General features: G+C 68.0%; 16 protein-coding genes. 7 read left to right on the forward strand and 9 right to left on the reverse strand.

Annotation, left to right across the window (positions count from 1 at the left end; all coding sequences use genetic code 11):
* Positions 1-4: 4 nt before the first annotated feature.
* Positions 5-826 (reverse strand): DUF72 domain-containing protein, encoded by an 822-nt coding sequence (locus CLM73_RS10115; RefSeq protein ID WP_105238314.1) that lies wholly within the window; start codon positions 824-826, stop codon positions 5-7.
* A gap of 152 nt (positions 827-978) precedes the next feature.
* Here CLM73_RS10115 and CLM73_RS10120 point away from each other — a divergent pair, with 152 nt between their 5' ends.
* Together CLM73_RS10120 and CLM73_RS10125 are read left to right on the forward strand one after the other, a co-directional pair.
* Positions 979-1,611, forward strand: coding sequence for a LysE family translocator (locus CLM73_RS10120; RefSeq protein ID WP_056569853.1), 633 nt, complete (start codon positions 979-981; stop codon positions 1,609-1,611).
* Complete coding sequence (locus tag CLM73_RS10125; RefSeq protein ID WP_105238315.1) at positions 1,611-1,907, forward strand: hypothetical protein; 297 nt, start codon at positions 1,611-1,613, stop codon at positions 1,905-1,907. Before CLM73_RS10120 ends, CLM73_RS10125 begins: the two co-directional genes overlap by 1 nt.
* Before the next feature lie 7 nt (positions 1,908-1,914).
* On the opposite strand, the gene CLM73_RS10130 is transcribed toward CLM73_RS10125, so the two are convergent.
* The gene (locus tag CLM73_RS10130; RefSeq protein ID WP_105238316.1) at positions 1,915-3,408 is read right to left on the reverse strand and encodes a PLP-dependent aminotransferase family protein; all 1,494 of its coding nucleotides are present in this window, start codon (positions 3,406-3,408) and stop codon (positions 1,915-1,917) included.
* Positions 3,409-3,500: 92 nt separating this feature from the next.
* Here CLM73_RS10130 and CLM73_RS10135 point away from each other — a divergent pair, with 92 nt between their 5' ends.
* Together CLM73_RS10135 and CLM73_RS10140 are read left to right on the forward strand one after the other, a co-directional pair.
* Positions 3,501-4,253: a GNAT family N-acetyltransferase gene (locus tag CLM73_RS10135; protein WP_105238317.1), complete on the forward strand. Its 753-nt coding sequence runs from the start codon at positions 3,501-3,503 to the stop codon at positions 4,251-4,253.
* Entirely contained in the window at positions 4,244-5,128 is an 885-nt protein-coding gene (locus CLM73_RS10140) for a DMT family transporter (protein WP_105238318.1), read from the forward strand. Before CLM73_RS10135 ends, CLM73_RS10140 begins: the two co-directional genes overlap by 10 nt.
* 2 nt (positions 5,129-5,130) lie before the next feature.
* Here CLM73_RS10140 and CLM73_RS10145 read toward each other — a convergent pair whose 3' ends face one another.
* The 5 genes from CLM73_RS10145 to CLM73_RS10165 all read right to left on the reverse strand — a co-directional run bounded on the left by CLM73_RS10145 (position 5,131) and on the right by CLM73_RS10165 (position 10,053).
* Entirely contained in the window at positions 5,131-6,489 is a 1,359-nt protein-coding gene (locus tag CLM73_RS10145) for a carotenoid oxygenase family protein (protein WP_105238319.1), read from the reverse strand.
* 117 nt (positions 6,490-6,606) lie between these two features.
* The gene (locus tag CLM73_RS10150; protein WP_105241453.1) at positions 6,607-7,518 is read right to left on the reverse strand and encodes a DMT family transporter; all 912 of its coding nucleotides are present in this window, start codon (positions 7,516-7,518) and stop codon (positions 6,607-6,609) included.
* Between the two features lie 56 nt (positions 7,519-7,574).
* Entirely contained in the window at positions 7,575-7,910 is a 336-nt protein-coding gene (locus CLM73_RS10155; protein ID WP_105238320.1) for a thioredoxin family protein, read from the reverse strand.
* A gap of 8 nt (positions 7,911-7,918) precedes the next feature.
* Positions 7,919-9,196: a Zn-dependent hydrolase gene (locus CLM73_RS10160; protein ID WP_105238321.1), complete on the reverse strand. Its 1,278-nt coding sequence runs from the start codon at positions 9,194-9,196 to the stop codon at positions 7,919-7,921.
* 62 nt (positions 9,197-9,258) lie between these two features.
* Positions 9,259-10,053, reverse strand: a complete 795-nt coding sequence (locus CLM73_RS10165) for an enoyl-CoA hydratase/isomerase family protein (protein ID WP_105238322.1) — start codon at positions 10,051-10,053, stop codon at positions 9,259-9,261.
* 138 nt (positions 10,054-10,191) lie between these two features.
* On the opposite strand from CLM73_RS10165, the gene CLM73_RS10170 reads away from it, so the two are divergent.
* Positions 10,192-11,103, forward strand: a complete 912-nt coding sequence (locus CLM73_RS10170) for an SDR family oxidoreductase (protein WP_105238323.1) — start codon at positions 10,192-10,194, stop codon at positions 11,101-11,103.
* Here the strand turns inward: CLM73_RS10170 and CLM73_RS10175 are convergent.
* Positions 11,067-11,810 carry a TetR/AcrR family transcriptional regulator gene (locus CLM73_RS10175; RefSeq protein WP_105238324.1) on the reverse strand — a complete coding sequence of 248 codons (744 nt, stop codon included), beginning with the start codon at positions 11,808-11,810 and terminating at the stop codon, positions 11,067-11,069. The genes CLM73_RS10170 and CLM73_RS10175 overlap by 37 nt on opposite strands.
* Positions 11,811-11,964: 154 nt before the next feature.
* Between CLM73_RS10175 and CLM73_RS10180 the strand changes: the two genes are divergently transcribed.
* On the forward strand, positions 11,965-13,599 hold the full coding sequence (locus tag CLM73_RS10180; protein ID WP_105238325.1) for an acyl-CoA synthetase: 1,635 nt from the start codon (positions 11,965-11,967) through the stop codon (positions 13,597-13,599).
* A gap of 140 nt (positions 13,600-13,739) precedes the next feature.
* On the forward strand, positions 13,740-15,596 hold the full coding sequence (locus CLM73_RS10185; protein ID WP_105238326.1) for a phosphoenolpyruvate carboxykinase (GTP): 1,857 nt from the start codon (positions 13,740-13,742) through the stop codon (positions 15,594-15,596).
* Positions 15,597-15,703: 107 nt separating this feature from the next.
* Here CLM73_RS10185 and CLM73_RS10190 read toward each other — a convergent pair whose 3' ends face one another.
* Positions 15,704-16,582, reverse strand: coding sequence for an aldo/keto reductase family oxidoreductase (locus CLM73_RS10190; RefSeq protein WP_105238327.1), 879 nt, complete (start codon positions 16,580-16,582; stop codon positions 15,704-15,706).
* Positions 16,583-16,639 lie beyond the last annotated feature (57 nt).

A 16,639-nucleotide genomic window follows, 5' to 3' on the forward strand; every position in this document is an offset into this window, starting at 1 on the left:
GTTGCTACAGGCGTTCGATCATGGCGCGCGCCGCTGCCGGCGCGCGTTCTTTTGCGCCATTGATGAAGTACGCGAAGACGTCCTGCGCCTTTTTCCCGGCGCCCGGTTTGCCCACCAGGGGCAGGTCGTCCGGATCGTCGCCGCGAGCCCAGACCCGCAACCGCTCCGCCCAGGCGTCCAGCGCCTTGGGCGCGTAGCCGGCCTTGTAAGCCGTGCTGCCGCGCATCAGCCGCGCGTAGACGAAGTCCGCCGTCCGGTCGGCAATAGCGGGAAACTCGTCGCTATCGGTGTACACGGTCGCCGCGCGGTGGCGGCGCGCAAGGGCCACGTATTCCTCGCAGGCAAAGCTGGGATGGCGCACGTCCAGCGCGTGCCGCAACGGCAGACCGTCTACCTTGTCCGGCAGCAATTCCAGGAAGGCGCCAAAATCCTTGGCGTCAAACTGCTTGGTCGGCGCGAACTGCCACACGATGGGCCCCAGCTTCGGACCCAGCTCGGCGATGCCGCTGTTCACGAAGCGATCAATCGACTCCTTGGCGCCCGCCAGCTCGCGGCGGTTGGTCGAATAGCGCGATGCCTTCAAAGAAAACACGAAATCGTCGGGCGTCTCGTCGCGCCACTTGGCGAAGGTGGCGGGCTTCTGCGTGCCGTAGTAGGTGCCGTTGATCTCGATGGCCGTGACCTGCCGGCTGGCGTATTCCAGCTCGCGCGCATGCGGCAAGTCGTCGGGATAGAAGACGCCGCGCCATGGCTCGAAGGTCCAGCCGCCGATGCCAACGCGGATGGCGGCGGGGCGGTCTGCCGGGGACGGATGACGTTTCGGCATGGGCTGCGCTCCACGGGAAGGGTCGAGCGGTCCACTGTATCGCCGGCGCGACGAGCCGCCAACCCCGCCCGAAATTTCCGCTGTTCCGGTACAGTTTTGGGCTAAGGTGTGCAGTCACGACCCGACTTCTGACCGGCACGCGCCGGCTCCCCATGCCTGACCTGACACATCTGCTGACTTTCGCCCTGGTAGCGCTGGGCATGGTGCTCACGCCCGGGCCCAACATGATCTACCTGGTGTCGCGCTCCATCTCGCAAGGGCCGCAGGCCGGCCTGATTTCGCTGGGCGGCGTGGCGGTGGGATTCATCTTCTATGTCGCCTGTGCCGCGTTCGGCATCACCGCCTTGCTGATGGCGGTGCCCTATGCCTACGACGCGCTGCGCATCGGAGGGGCGCTTTACCTGCTGTACATGGCGTGGCAGGCGATCCGGCCGGGCGGCCGCTCGCCATTCCAGGTGCATGACCTGCCCAAGAGCAGCCCGCGGCAGTTGTTCACGATGGGCCTCTTGACCAATCTGCTCAATCCCAAGATCGCCGTCATGTACGTGTCGCTGCTGCCGCAATTCATCCAGCCCGACCACGGCAGCGTCTTCACCCAGTCGCTGGCGCTGGGCATGACGCAAGTGGTGATCAGCCTGTCGGTGAACGCCCTGATCGCCATCATGGCCGGCTCCATTGCCGGTTTCCTGGCGGGCCGTCCGCTGTGGATGGTGGTGCAGCGTTGGCTGATGGGCACCGTGCTGGCCGGCCTGGCCGTGCGCATGCTTGTGGATACGCGCCGCTGATGCCGGCCGAAGACGGATTTTTCGCGACGCTGGGCGGCATGCTTGGCGAGGGCCTGCGCGCCATCGTTGCAGGGATCAAATGGCTGCTGGGCGGCTTGGGCGGTGCGCTGGGGGATTTCTATGCCGGCCTGGCCGGCGCGATGGGCATGAGCCCGTCGATCTTCAATCTGGTGCTGCTGGTGCTGGGCCTCATGTTCCTGTGGGGCGCGATCAAGGCGCTGCTGCGGCGGTCCATTCTGGGCTTTCTGTTCTGGCTGTTCATGACGCTGCTGGTGCTGGGCGGGCTGGTGGACTAACCCAGTCCTAACCCGATTTCGCCACAGCCAGCGCCACGTCCCGCAGCCGCCGCACCAGTGCCGGAAACCGTTCCGCACCCGTGTTGCCGTAGCCGATCACCAGGCCGTTGTCTTCAATGCGCGGCGTCAGCGCAAACGACGACAGCGCGCCGGGATTCATGCCCAGCTTGCGCGCCTCGGCCACGATCGCCGTATCGGCATAGGCCGGCGGCAGCCGCACGGTCAGGTGCAGGCCGCAGTGCCCGCCCAAGACCTCGTGCTCGATGCCCAGATGCAAGGCCAGCGCCTCGCGCAGCGCCGCCTGGCGTTCGCGGTACAGACGCCGCATGCGCCCCAGATGGCGCGAGAACTGGCCGTTTTCAATGAAGGCGGCCATGGTGAGCTGCTCGAGCCGGTGGCCGCCGCGCTGCATCTCGATGATGGACGGCATGGCCTCGCGCGCGATGGCTTCGGGCAGCACCAGAAAACCCAGACGCAGGGCGGGGAACATGGTCTTGCTGAACGTGCCCACGTACAGCACCGGCGCGTCCGGCAGCAGCCCCTGCATGGCGGCGATCGGTTCGCCCTGGTGGCGGAATTCGCTGTCGTAGTCGTCTTCGATGATCCACGCGCCCGCGCGGCGCGCGCGTTCCAGCAGGTCGAGCCGGCGGGTCAGCGACAGCACCGCGCCGGTCGGGTACTGGTGCGACGGCGTCGTCTGGATCAGCCGGGGCGGCTGGCGGGTCCAGGCGCTTTCCGGGATGACGATGCCGTCGGCGTCGACCCGCATGGCCACGACGTTCAGGTCGCCCGCATGGAACGCGGACTTGGCGCCGCGGTAACCGGGGTCTTCCAGCCAGGCGGTGTCGCCGGGATTGGTCAGCAATTGCACGCACAACGCCAGTCCGCCCTGCGCACCTTCGGTGATGACGATGCGCGAGGCGTCGCAATGCACCCCGCGCGACACGCGCAGGTATTGGGCGATGGCCTCGCGCAAGGCGGGCTCGCCCGCCGGATGGCCGTAGCCCAGCGCGGTGGCGGGCGCCGCCTGCAGAGCCCGGTCCTGCGCGCGGCGCCACGCGTTGACCGGGAACTGCGTCAGCGCGGGTGTGCCGGGCGTCATCGGCAGGGAGCCGTCGTGGGTATAGCGCGTGGAGACGATGCGGGTGAGGCGTTGCGCCGTGGCCGGCGGCTGCGCGGGGAGGGGAGCCGCCTCGCGCGCGGCGCTGCGGGCGGCGGCCGACAGCGGCGCCACGCGGGTGCCCTGGCGGTCGGCAATCACGTAGCCTTCGGCCGTCAATTGCTCGTAGGCGATCAGCACCGTATTGCGCGAGATATCCAGTTCTTCGGACAGCGCGCGCGACGATGGCAGCTTGCCGCCTGCGGGAAGCTGGCCGGCAAGAATGGCCTGCTTGAGGCGCTGGATAAGCTGACGCTGGCGCGGCAGCGAACCGGGGCCGCGCGCCAGCGGACTGGACAGCAGCGGGGCAGTGGCGGCATCGCGCAAGGAAGTCTCGATCATGGCCCTATTAAATTCAAGGTTCGTGGCGCTTTTTATGATGCCACGGTTCCGATATCGTGAGGCCCTGAACCGATTCCCGAGGCACCGCCCGCATGCAACCCCGCACCAACGATTTGCAGCAACCCATCGGCCCGGCGCTGCCCGGCTGGACCACCCGTCCGCGTCCGCCGGCCGAGCCCGCGCCTGGCCGCTACTGCCGCCTGGAGCCGCTCTCGGCCGAGCGCCACGCGGCAGACCTGTACCAGGCGTTCAGCCAAGCGCCCGACGATAGCGACTGGACCTACATGGGCGTCGGGCCGTTTGCCGACGAAGCCGCCTACAGGACGTTCGCCGAGGCCGCGCAGAACAGCCCGGACCCGATGCACCACGCCATCATCGATCTCGCCACGGGCCGGGCCGTCGGCACGCTGGCGCTGATGCGCATCGACGCACCCAACGGCGTCATCGAGGTCGGCTTCGTGTCGTATTCGCGCCAGCTCAAGCGCACCCGCATCGCCACCGAGGCGCAGTTCCTGTTGATGCGCCGCGCCTTCGACGAGCTGGGCTACCGCCGCTACGAATGGAAGTGCGACAGCCTGAACGCGCCGTCGCGCGCCGCCGCGCTGCGCCTGGGCTTCACCTTTGAGGGCATCTTCCGGCAGGCCACGGTCTACAAGGGCCGCAGCCGCGACACGGCGTGGTTCTCGATCATCGACAGCGAATGGCCCGCGCTGCGCGTCGCGTACGAGCGCTGGCTCAGCCCCGACAACTTCGACGCCGAAGGCAACCAGCGTCAGGGGCTGGCGGCGCTGATCGCCGCTGAGCAGGGGCGTAACGCCGGGGGAGACCACGCGGCGTGCGCCTGATCCCGGTGGCATTGGCCCTGTTCTGGGGCCTGAACTGGCCGGCGGTGAAGATCATTCTGTCGATCTTCCCGCCGTTCACCTTGCGCGTGCTTGGCTTGGGCAGCGGCGCGCTGCTGCTGTTGCTGCTGGCAGGCGCCAAGCGGCTGCCGCTCTTGCCGCCGCGCAGCGCGTGGCCGGGTATTGCGGTGGGCGGCGTGCTGGCCGTGGCCGTCTTCAATCTGGCCGTGGCCTGGGCGCAGCTCAGCACCAGCACGTCGCGCGCGGCGGTGCTGACTTTCACCATGCCGATGATGTCGGCGCTGCTGGCGTGGCTGGTGCTGGGCGAACGCCTGGATCGCCGGCGCGGCCTGGCGCTGCTGCTGGGCGCGTGCGGCGTCGCCGTGCTGGCCTGGCCGGTGCTGCAGGCGGTATTCGGCGGTAACGACGTGGCCGCTGCGAAGGGGCTGGTGTTTCCGCTGGTGGCGGCCTTCGGGTGGGCGGCCGGCACCGTGTATCTGAAGCGCTGGCCTGTCGCGGGCAACCGCATCGTGATCACGGCGTGGCAGCTCGTCGTCGGCGCCGCCTGCGCCTTGGCCGGCGCGCTGATCGCGGGCGAATCGTTTCCCACGCACGGGTGGACCGCCAGCGTCGCGGGGGCGCTATCGTTTCACATCATTTTGGGCACCGCGGTCGCGTACTGGCTGTGGTTCGTGTTGAGCGAACGCGTCAGCGCCACCGTCGCCGCGCTGACCACGCTGATGGTGCCGGTCGTGGGTGTGCTGGGCGCGATGGCGCTGGTGGGCGACCGGCCGGCCCCGGCGGACTGGTGGGGCTTCGCCTTCGTGATGGCCGGGGCGGGGCTGATCGTCCTGAACCTGGGTCAGCGGCGCGCCTGATCCTAAGCCCGAATGGCCGCCGGCGACGGCATCCACGAGCCGTGCAGCCCGGCGGGTACGCGGCGCGGCAGGCGCACCTGCGCGACCGGCCCGGCAGCCAGGTCGCGCGCGTCCAGCACGATGAACCGGCCGCCCGCGTCGTCTTGCGCATGCACGAAGCTCAGGATGTAGCCGTCCGCTTCGCCCGCGCCGGCGGGATCGGCGGCGAACACCGGTTCGCACGCGGTCTGTCCGGCGGGCAGGCGGTACACGGTCTTCTCATTCGTCTCGACGTCGTAGCGGGCAAAGGCCTCGAAGGCGCCAGGCTGCGGCGTTTCGCCCGGACGCGGATCGCGCAGCCCGGCATAACAGAATCGCGTGCGCCGGCCCAGCCACGCGTCGTTGACCCGGCCAAACTCGCAGGGCTGGTCGTCCAGCGTCTCGTCGTCCACGCGTCCGCTCGCCATATCGATGCGCAGCCGGTGCATTTCAAGCCGCTTGCGCGACGTGGGCCCGTAGCCATCGTGCCAGGGCAGCACCGCCTCGATCACGTTGCCGTCCGCGTAGGCATTGGCGACGTGCCAATTGAAGAAGGGGGCGGCTTCGATCCACCGGATCTGCGCCGCGTCGGTACAGTCGCGCGGCACCAGCAGCACCTGCGTGCCGCGTTGCGGCTCCCAGCCGGGCGCCGCGGGTCCGCGGCTGAAGTCGAACACCAGCGGGCACACAAACGCCACCACGTGGGTGGCGGTCAGGCCGATATCGTGAACCAGCGCCGGCCAGGGCGATGCAAACGCCACCTGCCGGTCTACCCGGCCGGTGGCGTCCAACCGCATGTACTCAAGCGTGCCCGCCATGAGGTCGTAATTGATCGCCAGCATCTCGCCGGTCAGCGGATCGATCTTGGGATGCGCGGAGAATGCGCCCGTGAGCTTGCCCTGGAACGTGTTGGCGCCGACCGTGCCCAGCGCGTCGTCCAGTTCGTACGGGCAGCCGCCTTCGTACAGCGCGTGGATGCGGCCGGCGTGGCGCAGCACGTTGGTGTTGGCCAGGTTGGCATACGGCGGCGGGCCGAACGTCGGGTTGTAAATGCGGTGGCCCGCGTCTCGTTCTTCCTGGAGTTCGGCGGTCAGCACCCAGCGGTTGCGGTAGCGCGCGCGGCCGCCGTCCAGGTAGAGCGCGTGGACCATGCCCGTGCCGTCGAAGGGATAGGCGTAGCCGGGGCTGGGTTCGAATTGCGGATTGGGTCCGTTGCGCATGAAGACGCCGGACAGGCCGGGGGGCAGCGCGCCTTCGATGGGCAGATCCGCGTCGTCGCGTTCGTCGAAGACCGGCGCGAAGGCGCGGGACAGGGCGGGGTTGTCGCTGTGCCAGGGTTGCATGTGACCTCCAGGCCGAGGCCGCGCGCCGGGTTGAAACGACGGCCTGCGCACAGATCGGGCAGGCAGGCGGCGGCAAAAGTCCGTTATATCCGCCCGGGCCGTCTGGAAAAAGCCGAGTTAACCATGAGGGGAACCGCGCTGCGCCTGACGTTTGCGCAACCGTTCCCGCACCATTTCGGCCCCGCTGACCAGGGTGATTCCCGCCAGCACCATCACCGCGCCGATCACGAAGCCCGCATCCAGCGGTTCATCAAGAATCAGCACGCCGAAGCTGACGCCGAACAGCGGCGTCATGAACGACAGGATGGACAGGCGGGACGCCAGATACCGGCGCAGCAGCCAGAACCAGACCAGATAACTGGTCAGCGCGACGACGACCGACTGGAAGGCGACGCTGAGCATGGCCGCCGGGGTGTAGCGGATGCCCTGATGGTCGGTGGCGGCCGCGAAGGCCAGCAGGCCCACCGAGGCCACGGCCATCTGATAGAAAAGCGTCTTGGCCGGCGCGGCTTCGGACAGCGATGTCTTGCGGATCGCCACCGTCGTGGCGCCCCACAGCAGCCCGGCCAGCAACCCCATCGCGTCGCCCAGCAGCATGTTGCGCGCGCCGTCGTGCGCCAACGGCTGGCCGCCCTTGACCAGGAATGCGACCGCGATGCCGCAAAAGGCCAGCGCCACGCCAACCCACTGCAACGGCTTCAAACGCTCTTCGGGCAGCAGCCAATGCAGGCCCAGCGCCGCGAAGATGGGCGCGGTGTACAGGAACACCGACATGTGCGAGGCCGTGGTGTAGACCAGCCCTTGCGCGACGAACAGGAATTCGCCGGCAAACAGCAGGCCCACGATCAGGCCGGGCACGAGCGTGCCGTCGGTGAATGCGCGCTGTTTCTCGGCGCGCCACACCACCACGGCCAGCACCAGCGCCGCGAAGGTCGAGCGCAGCCCGATCTGCATGATGGGCGCGATATCGTCCGCGACCAGCTTGATGGCGATCTGCTGGAACCCCCAGCACACGCACAGCGCCAGCATGGCGCCGGTGGCCAGCGTGTCCAGCGGCAGGCGCAGCGGTTTGGCGGCGGCGACGCTCACGGCAGTTCGGCGGGGTAGCTGTCCAGCGCCAGGCCGATCTGCTGGCGCAGGTCCCACTCGGCCAGCGAGGCTTGCACCGGTCCGTAGAACGCGCCGTCGCGGGCGACGAACATGGCGGGCAGGTGGAAGACCTCGTAGCGCTCGACCAGGCCGCGGTTGTCGCCGGCGTCGATCCAGCAGATGCGCTCGACCGGCAGTTCCACGGCGGGAAGCTGCTCGCGCGCCACGCGGCAGGTGCCGCAGGTGCGGCTGTGAAAAACGATGAGCGACAGGCCGCGCGCGTCCAGCAGGAAGCGGTCGGCGGTGCTGTCGTTGAGTTCTATCTGTTCCATCGTGCGTCTCAAGCGCCGCGCAGCACGCGGTCCAGTTCCAGCACCGACTGGTACAGCACGCGGGTGCCGTCCAGCAGTTGCGCGGGTTCGATCCATTCTTCGGGGCAATGGCTGCGCCCGTTCAGGCAGGGGATGAAGATCATGCCGATGGGACCGGTGGGCGCCATGTATACGGCGTCGTGGCCGGCGCCGCTGGGCAGCCGCATCGACGCGTAGCCCAACTGGTCGGCGGCCGCCTTGACGGCGTCCATGACCAGCGGCGAACAGTCCGTGGGCTGCGCGCGGCTGAGCTGCGTGAAGCCGGCGGTCAGGCGCAGCGCCTTCAGGTCGTCGGCCACGCCGGCCATCAGGGTTTCGGGAAAGGTATCCAGCACCGCGTTGCTGTCGCTGCGCATTTCCAGCGTCATCTCGACCCGGCCCGGCACGGCGTTGGCCGCGTTGGGCGTCATGGTCAGCCGGCCGACGGTGGCGACGACGTAATGCGGATTGCCGCTGGCGGCGCTGGCCTGGCGGTTGGCGGCGTCGATGATGCGCGCCGCGCCCACCAGCGCGTCGCGCCGGATGTCCATGGGCGTGGTGCCGGCGTGGTCGGGCTGGCCCTCGACCACGATCTGCACGCGGCGGATGCCGACGATGTTGGTGACGACGCCGATCGGCAACTGGCGGCTTTCCAGCACGGGGCCTTGTTCGATGTGCAGTTCGACGAAGGCGGCGGTTTCGCCCGCGCGGCGCAGCGGGGCGTTCAGCGCCGACGGGTCGCCGCCGATGCGGGCAATGCCCTGCGCCAGCGTCTCGCCCTGCGGATTGCGCGCGTCCAGCATGCCGGCGCTGAGCTGGCCGCACAGCGCGCGGCTGCCCACGCACGAAATGCCGTAGTCGCTGGGTTCTTCGGACAGGAAGTCGATGACTTCGAAGGGGTGGTCGAGCGTGATGCCGTGTTCCTGCATCGTGTGCGCGACCTCGATGCCCGCCAGCACGCCGATGATGCCGTCGAAGCGGCCGCCGGCCATGACGGTATCGCAGTGCGAGCCGGTGGAAATCGGCTTGCGCGACGCATCGCGTCCCGCCCGCGTGCCGACCAGGTTGCCGCCCGCGTCCAGGCGCGTCGTCAGGCCCGCGGCTTCGAACTCGCCGCGCAGCCAGGCGCGCGCGTCATCGAACAGCGGCGAAAAGGCGCGGCGCGTCCAGGGGACGTCGGGCAGGGTGAACTTGGACAGGGTGTCGACGCGCGACCAGAGGCGTTCGGCGTTCAGCGGGGGAAAAGCGGGCGGTGTGGCTTGCGGCATGAGACTTCCAAAAGATCCGCCCTGGATTATGGCATCAATGGCGCGGCGTCCCCGCCCGCTGCTTACGTCGTGCTGCGCCAGGCGGGCTCGCGCTTTTCCAGGAAAGCCGTCACGCCCTCGCGCGCTTCCTCGGTGCTGCGGATGGCCGCAATGCGTTCGACCGAGTCGGCGATCAAGGCGGCGTCCAGCGGCCGGCCGGCGAAGTCGCGCACCAGCCGCTTGCTGGCCTGCACGGCGCCCGGGCCGTTCGCGCCCAGCGTGCGGCAGAGCGCTTCGGCGGCCTCCAGCGCCTGCGCCGCCGGGACCACTTCGTGCACCAGCCCCAGCCGCAACGCGGTGGCGGCGTCGAAGCGTTCGGCGGTCAGGAAATAGCGATTGGATGCGCGCTCGCCCAGCGCGCGGATCACATAGGGGCTGATCGTGGCGGGCAGCAGGCCCAGGCGGGTTTCGGACAGGCAGAAGTGCGCGCTGTCCGCCGCGACCGCGATGTCGCACGCGGCCACCAGTCCCATGCCGCCCGCGTAGGCATCGCCGTTGACGCAGGCGACGATGGGTTTCGGGCAGGTCCAGACCGCGTGCAGCATGTCCGCCAGCCGCGTGGCGTCCTTGCGATTGTCCGCGTCGGTCAGCGTGCCCATTTTGCGCATCCAGTTCAGGTCGCCGCCGGCGCAAAAGGCTTTACCCGCGCCGGTCAGCAGCAGGACCCGCACCTGGGGGTCATCGACGGCCGTCTTGATCGCTGCCGTCAGCGCGGCGATCAGCGTCTCGTCGAACGCATTGCGCATGTCCGGCCGGTTCAGCGTCAGGCGGGCGAGGGGGCCGTCAAGGGCCAGGTCCAGCGGTGCGTTCAGCGTCATGCGCGGTCTCCGGTGTTGTTGATGGTGGCTCAATAGATGAGCCGATCAGTTCGCTTGATTCTATGGGTAAAAGTACGACTTCGCGACGGTTGTTTTCAACGGATTGAGTTATCCTCAACAAAAAATTCGGAGAGAGACATGGACCAGCAAGCGGGCAGCAGCGCCGCCGATCAGCGCTACGCATCAGTATTCCGGCCGGGATTGTTCGACGGCAAGACGGTCATGGTGACCGGTGGCGGCAGTGGCCTGGGCCGTTGCACCGCGCATGAGCTGGCGGCGCTGGGCGCCGGCCTGGCGCTGGTGGGACGCAACCCCGACAAGTTGCGCACGGCCGCCGAGGAAATCGCCCGCGTTTACCCCGAGGCCGCCGAGCGGATCAGCCAACACGCCTGCGACATCCGCGACGAAGCCGGCGTGCGCGGCGCGGTCGCCGACGCACTGGCCGCCCACGGCGCCATTCACGGTCTTTTCAATTGCGCCGGCGGCCAGTTTCCCGCGCCGCTGGACCGCATCAGCCTGAACGGCTGGAACGCGGTCGTGCAGAACAACCTGCATGGCACTTTCCTCGTGTCGCGCGAGATCTACATGCAGCACATGCGCCAGCACGGCGGCGCCATCGTCAACATGCTGGCTGACATCTGGGGCGGCATGCCGGGCATGGGGCATTCGGGCGCGGCGCGCGCGGGGGTGTGGAACCTGACGGAAACCGCCGCCTGCGAATGGGCTTATGCCGGCGTGCGCGTGAACGCCGTGGCGCCGGGCTGGATTGCCTCCAGCGGCATGGACAGCTACGACGAGCATTACCGCGGCGTGCTGCGCGAGCTGAAAACCAAGGTCCCGCTACAGCGCTTCGGCACCGAGGCCGAGCTGGCCGCGGCCGTCGTCTTCCTGCTGTCGCCCGCGGCGGCGTTCATCAACGGCACGGTGATCCGGGTGGACGGCGGCGTGCCGAACGCGCGCCATTCGTGGAGTCTGCAACCGGCCGAGCGCGGAGAGACCTACAACGGCTTTCCTCAGTACGTGCCGCCGTCGCTGTTTTCGGAAGACTGAAGCCGATGCAGCGCGTTCTGGACTTCGCCCCGGAACTGCGCCAGCGCCAGAGCGTCCTGGCGCGGCGGCTGCAGGGCCTGCCACAGGAAGCCAACCAGCTGGTCGGCCGTGGCGGAAACGTCCACGTCCACCTCCACCCCCGCGTCCGCACGGTGCCGCATCGCGTCCCACAGCACGTGCTCCATCGGCCCGTACACCGCCGAGCGCAGCAACCGCAGCGGCATGTCCTGGCGGATGTCGCCGTCGGATTGGCCTTGGGCCAGGATGCGCATCAACGGCGCGGTGTAGCGGCGCTGCAGGCCGGCGTAGATCTCGCCAAAGTCGTCGTTGCGCGCGCGCCCTTCGGAAAGAATGAAGGCGCACAGCCCCGGGCCCTCGGCCAGCAGGTGGCGCAAATGGGTATGAACCAGGTAATGCAACTGGGCGCGCGCGCCGTGGATGTGCGGAAGATGGTCTTCCACCCGCGCGATGATTTCGTCGTACCAGTCGCTAATGACGCGTACGCAGAGTTCGCGCTTGCCGCCAAAGTAGGTGAAGACGGTGGCTTCCGACACGCCCAGGCGTTGCGCGATTTCGGTGGTGGTGGCCGCGTGAAAGCCCGCTTCGGAGAACACCTGGCGCGCGACCCGCAGGATGTCGCGGATGCGTTGTTCGGACTTGGCGCTGGCCGGCGGACGGCGCATTGGGACAGCTGGGCTTTTTTCCATGCAGGCAACAGGCGAAAAAGGGGCGGGCGGCCTGTCTGGCCGTCCGCGCGAGGGCCTATTATTGAGCGACGGTCAACTTCGTGGCAAGGCGCAAGGCATCCGGCCGCCGCCGCGGGTCCTTCATGGCAACAACCATAACTATCAAGAGACAACCATGCTGCACAGAGCAGATTCCTACGCGCAAGTCGTGTCCGCCTTCCAGTGGCAGGTGCCCGCGGCCTACAACATTGGCGTCGACGTGTGCGACAAATGGGCCGACGGCAGCGGCCGGCTGGCCCTGATCTATGAAAAGAGCGACGGGGCGCAGACGCGCTACACGTTCGATCAGATCAAGGCGCAGTCCAACCAATTCGCCAACAGTCTGGCGCGCTACGGCATCCGGCGGGGCGACCGCGTCGCCATCTACCTGCCGCAGGCGCCCGAAACCGCCATCGCGCACGTCGCCGCCTACAAGATGGGCGCGGTGGCGGTGCCGCTATTCACGTTGTTTGGCGTGGACGCCATCCAGTACCGGCTGGCCAATAGCGGGGCGTCGGCCCTCGTCACGGACGCGGAAGGCTGCCGCAAGCTGCTGGAGATCCGCGACAGCCTGCCCGACCTGAAAGTGATCTTTTGCATCGATGGCGATGCGGCCGGGACCGCGGCGGTCAACGCGCTGCCGTTCCACCAAAGCCTGGCGCTCGAGTCCGACGCCTTCGACCCGGTCCCCACGGCGGCCGACGACCCGGCCGTCATCATCTACACCTCCGGCACCACCGGCAAGCCCAAGGGCGCGCTGCATGCGCACCGCGTGCTCCTCGGCCACCTGCCGGGCGTGGAGATGTCGCACGAGTTCTTTCCCGAAAACGCCGTGCTGATGTGGACGCCGGCCGACTGGGCCTGGATCGGCGGGCTGCTGGACGTGCTGCTGCCGTCGTGGCACCACGGCGTGCCGGTGCTGGCGCGGCGGTTCGAAAAATTCGACGGCGCCTCGGCACTGGAACTGATGGCGCGCCACGGCGTGACGCACACCTTCCTGCCGCCGACCGCGCTGAAGATGATGCGCGGCTGCGACTGGCCGGATCACGCCGGGCCGCGCGCGCTGCGCTCGGTGGCCAGCGGCGGCGAATCGCTGGGCGCGGAACTGATCGACTGGGGCCGCCGCGTGCTGGGCGTGACCATCAACGAATTCTACGGCCAGACCGAATGCAACATGATCGTGTCCTCGTGCTCGTCGCTGTTCGACCCCTGCATCGGCGCGATTGGCCGCGCGGCGCCCGGGCATCGGGTCGCTATTGTGGATGACAACGGAGCCGAAGTGGCCGATGGACAGGAGGGCAACATCGGCGTATTGCGCCCGGATCCGGTCATGTTCCTGGGTTACTGGAAAAACCCGGAGGCCACGGCGGAAAAATTTGCCGGCGATTACCTCCTGACCGGCGATGTCGGCGTACGGGATGCGGAAGGGTTCATCCGCTTCGTGGGCCGCAACGACGACGTCATCACTAGCGCCGGCTACCGGATCGGCCCGGGACCCATCGAAGACTGCCTCATCGGCCACCCCGCCGTGCGCATGGCGGCGGTGGTGGGCATGCCGGATGCTGAACGTACGGAAATCGTGGTGGCGTTCGTGGTGCTGAACGAGGGCGTGGAGGGCGACGAGGCGCTGGTCAAGGCGCTGCAGGCGCATGTCCGGACCCGGCTGGCCGCCCACGAATACCCGCGCGCGATCCGCTTTGTAACCAGTTTGCCCACGACCGCGACCGGCAAGATTATTCGCAGGGAGTTGCGCGCCGGATACCCCGTTTAAGCGGACTCACCCGGTGACAATCTCGCCCATGTGGATGGGTTGACGGGCTGCCCGGCGCTGCAAGTATGATTGCGCAAACTGGATACGGCCCCCTCAATTGGGGCCGTATCACCTTTAGCCATAGTATGGAGATAGCCCCAATGAATAAGCCTTTGGACGGGGGATTGGCAGCCTTGAACGTACCCGCGTACGTCAAGCACCGCGGACTGATCGACTGGGTCGCCAGTTTTGTCGCGCTGGCCAAGCCCGATCGCGTGGTCTGGTGCGATGGCTCGCAAGAAGAGTACGACCGCCTGTGCGAGCAGATGGTCCAGGCCGGCACCCTGCGCCGGCTCAACCCCGCCAAGCGCCCCAATTCCTATCTGGCGTGGTCCGATCCGTCCGACGTGGCCCGGGTCGAAGACCGCACCTTCATCTGTTCCGACCGCGCCGAAGACGCCGGCCCCACCAACAACTGGGCCGATCCCGCTGAAATGCGCGACACGCTCAACGGCCTGTTCGACGGCGCCATGCGCGGCCGCACGCTGTACGTGGTGCCGTTCTCGATGGGCCCGCTGGGTTCGGACATCGCCCACATCGGCGTCGAACTGTCCGACAGCCCGTACGTGGCCGTGAACATGCGCATCATGACGCGCATGGGCAAGCAGGTCTATGACGTGTTGGGCACCGACGGCGACTTCGTGCCGTGCCTGCACTCGGTCGGCAAGCCGCTGGCCGCCGGCGAAGCCGACGTGGCCTGGCCGTGCAATCCCACCAAGTACATCGTCCATTTCCCCAAGACCCGCGAAATCTGGAGCTACGGCTCCGGCTACGGCGGCAACGCGCTCTTGGGCAAGAAGTGCTTCGCGCTGCGCATCGCGTCCACCATGGGCCGCGACCAGGGCTGGCTGGCCGAACACATGCTGATCCTGGGCGTGACCTCGCCCAAGGGCCGCAAGTACCACGTTGCGGCCGCCTTCCCGTCGGCCTGCGGCAAGACCAATTTCGCCATGCTGATCCCGCCGCAAGGCATGGACGGCTGGAAGGTCACCACCATCGGCGACGATATCGCCTGGATCAAGCCCGGCCCGGACGGCCGCCTGCACGCCATCAACCCCGAGGCCGGCTATTTCGGCGTGGCCCCCGGCACCAGCGAGCAGACCAACTTCAACGCCATGGCCACGCTCAAGGCCAACGTCATCTTCACCAACGTTGCGCTGACCGACGACGGCGACGTCTGGTGGGAAGGCATGACCAGCACGCCGCCGGCGCACCTGGTCGACTGGCAGGGCAAGGACTGGACGCCCGAAATCGCGCGCGAAACCGGCCGCAAAGCCGCGCACCCGAACGCGCGCTTCACCGCGCCCGCCGCGCAGTGCCCGTCCATCGACCCCGAATGGGAGAACCCCAAGGGCGTGGTCATCGACGCCTTCATCTTCGGCGGCCGCCGCTCCACCACCGTGCCGCTCGTCACCGAGGCCCGCAACTGGGTCGAGGGCGTCTACATGGCCGCCACGATGGGCTCGGAAACCACCGCCGCGGCCGCCGGCCAGCAAGGCGTGGTGCGCCGCGACCCGTTCGCCATGCTGCCGTTCTGCGGCTACAACATGAGCGATTACTTCGGCCACTGGCTCAAGCTGGGCAAGCAGCTCGAAGCCGCCGGCGCGACGCTGCCGCGCATCTACTGCGTGAACTGGTTCCGCAAGGGCCCGGACGGCAAGTTCGTCTGGCCGGGCTTTGGCGACAACATGCGCGTGCTGCGCTGGATGCTGGGCCGCATCGACGGCCAGTCCAAGGGCGTGGACCAAGTGTTTGGCGTGTCGCCCAGCTACCAGGACATCGACTGGACCGGCCTGGAATTCAGCCCGGACAAGTTCGAGCAGGTCATGTCGGTGGACGAGAACGCCTGGCGCGAGGAACTGGCGCTGCACCATGAGCTCTTCGGCCAGCTGTCGCAAGGCCTGCCCGACGAACTGCGCACCACCAAGACCGAGATCGAGGGCCGTCTGGCGGCTTGATGCCGCTGGGGTTTTCCGATTGATCAAACCCGCCTGCGTTCATGCAGGCGGGTTTTTTTATTGCCGCCGGCAGATGGCGCCAGCGTGCCCGGTATTCAGGCCGGGATTTACGCCGTTCTGCTGCCCGCGATGCCGTCCAGCGCCTTGGCCACGTCATCCGGCAACGACAGCGACGCGGCCGCCAGGTTTTCCTTCAGGTGCTTCGGCGAAGACGTGCCGGGAATCAGCAGAATGTTCGGCGAGCGGCGCAGCAGCCAGGCCAGCGCCGTCTGCATCGGCGTCGCGCCGATCCGCGCCGCGGCATCGTTCAGGATCGACGACTGCAACGGGCTGAATCCGCCCAGCGGAAAGAACGGCACGTAGGCGATTCCCTCGCGGGCCAGGGCGTCGATCAGGGCATCGTCGGCCCGGTGGGCGACGTTGTACTGATTCTGCACGCAGACGATCTCGCAGATGCCGCGGCCCTCTTGCACCTGCGTGGCCGTCACGTTGCTCAGCCCGATGTGGCGAATCAGGCCTTGCTGCTGCAAGCCGGCCAGCACGGACAGCGGCTCGGCAATGGAGCCTTCCGCCGGGCCATGGACGTCGAACATGGCGCGCAGATTGACCACGTCCAGCACGTCGCGGCCCAGATTGCGCAGGTTGTCGTGCACCGCACGCGTCAGTTGCTCGGCCGAGAACGCGGGATTCCACGAGGCATCGTCGCCGCGCACCGCGCCCACCTTGGTCACGATCACCAGATCGTCGGAATAGGGGGCAAGCGCTTCCCGGATCAGCTGGTTGGTGATGTGCGGGCCGTAGAAATCGCTGGTGTCGATGTGGTTCACGCCAGCCGCCACGGCGTCGCGCAGGACGGCAAGCGCAGCATCGCGGTCCTTTGGCGGACCAAAGACGCCCGGGCCGGCGAGCTGCATGGCGCCGTAGCCAAGCCGATAAACCTGCCGTGCGCCGAGGGAGTAGGTGCCGCTGTCTGCGAGTTGGGTCATGTCGGGTTCCTGATTGGGGGGTGAGGGTGGGAATGGGCAAACGATAGAGCTTCCAGC

This window comes from Achromobacter spanius (assembly GCF_002966795.1).
GTDB classification, from domain to species: domain Bacteria; phylum Pseudomonadota; class Gammaproteobacteria; order Burkholderiales; family Burkholderiaceae_B; genus Achromobacter; species Achromobacter spanius_D.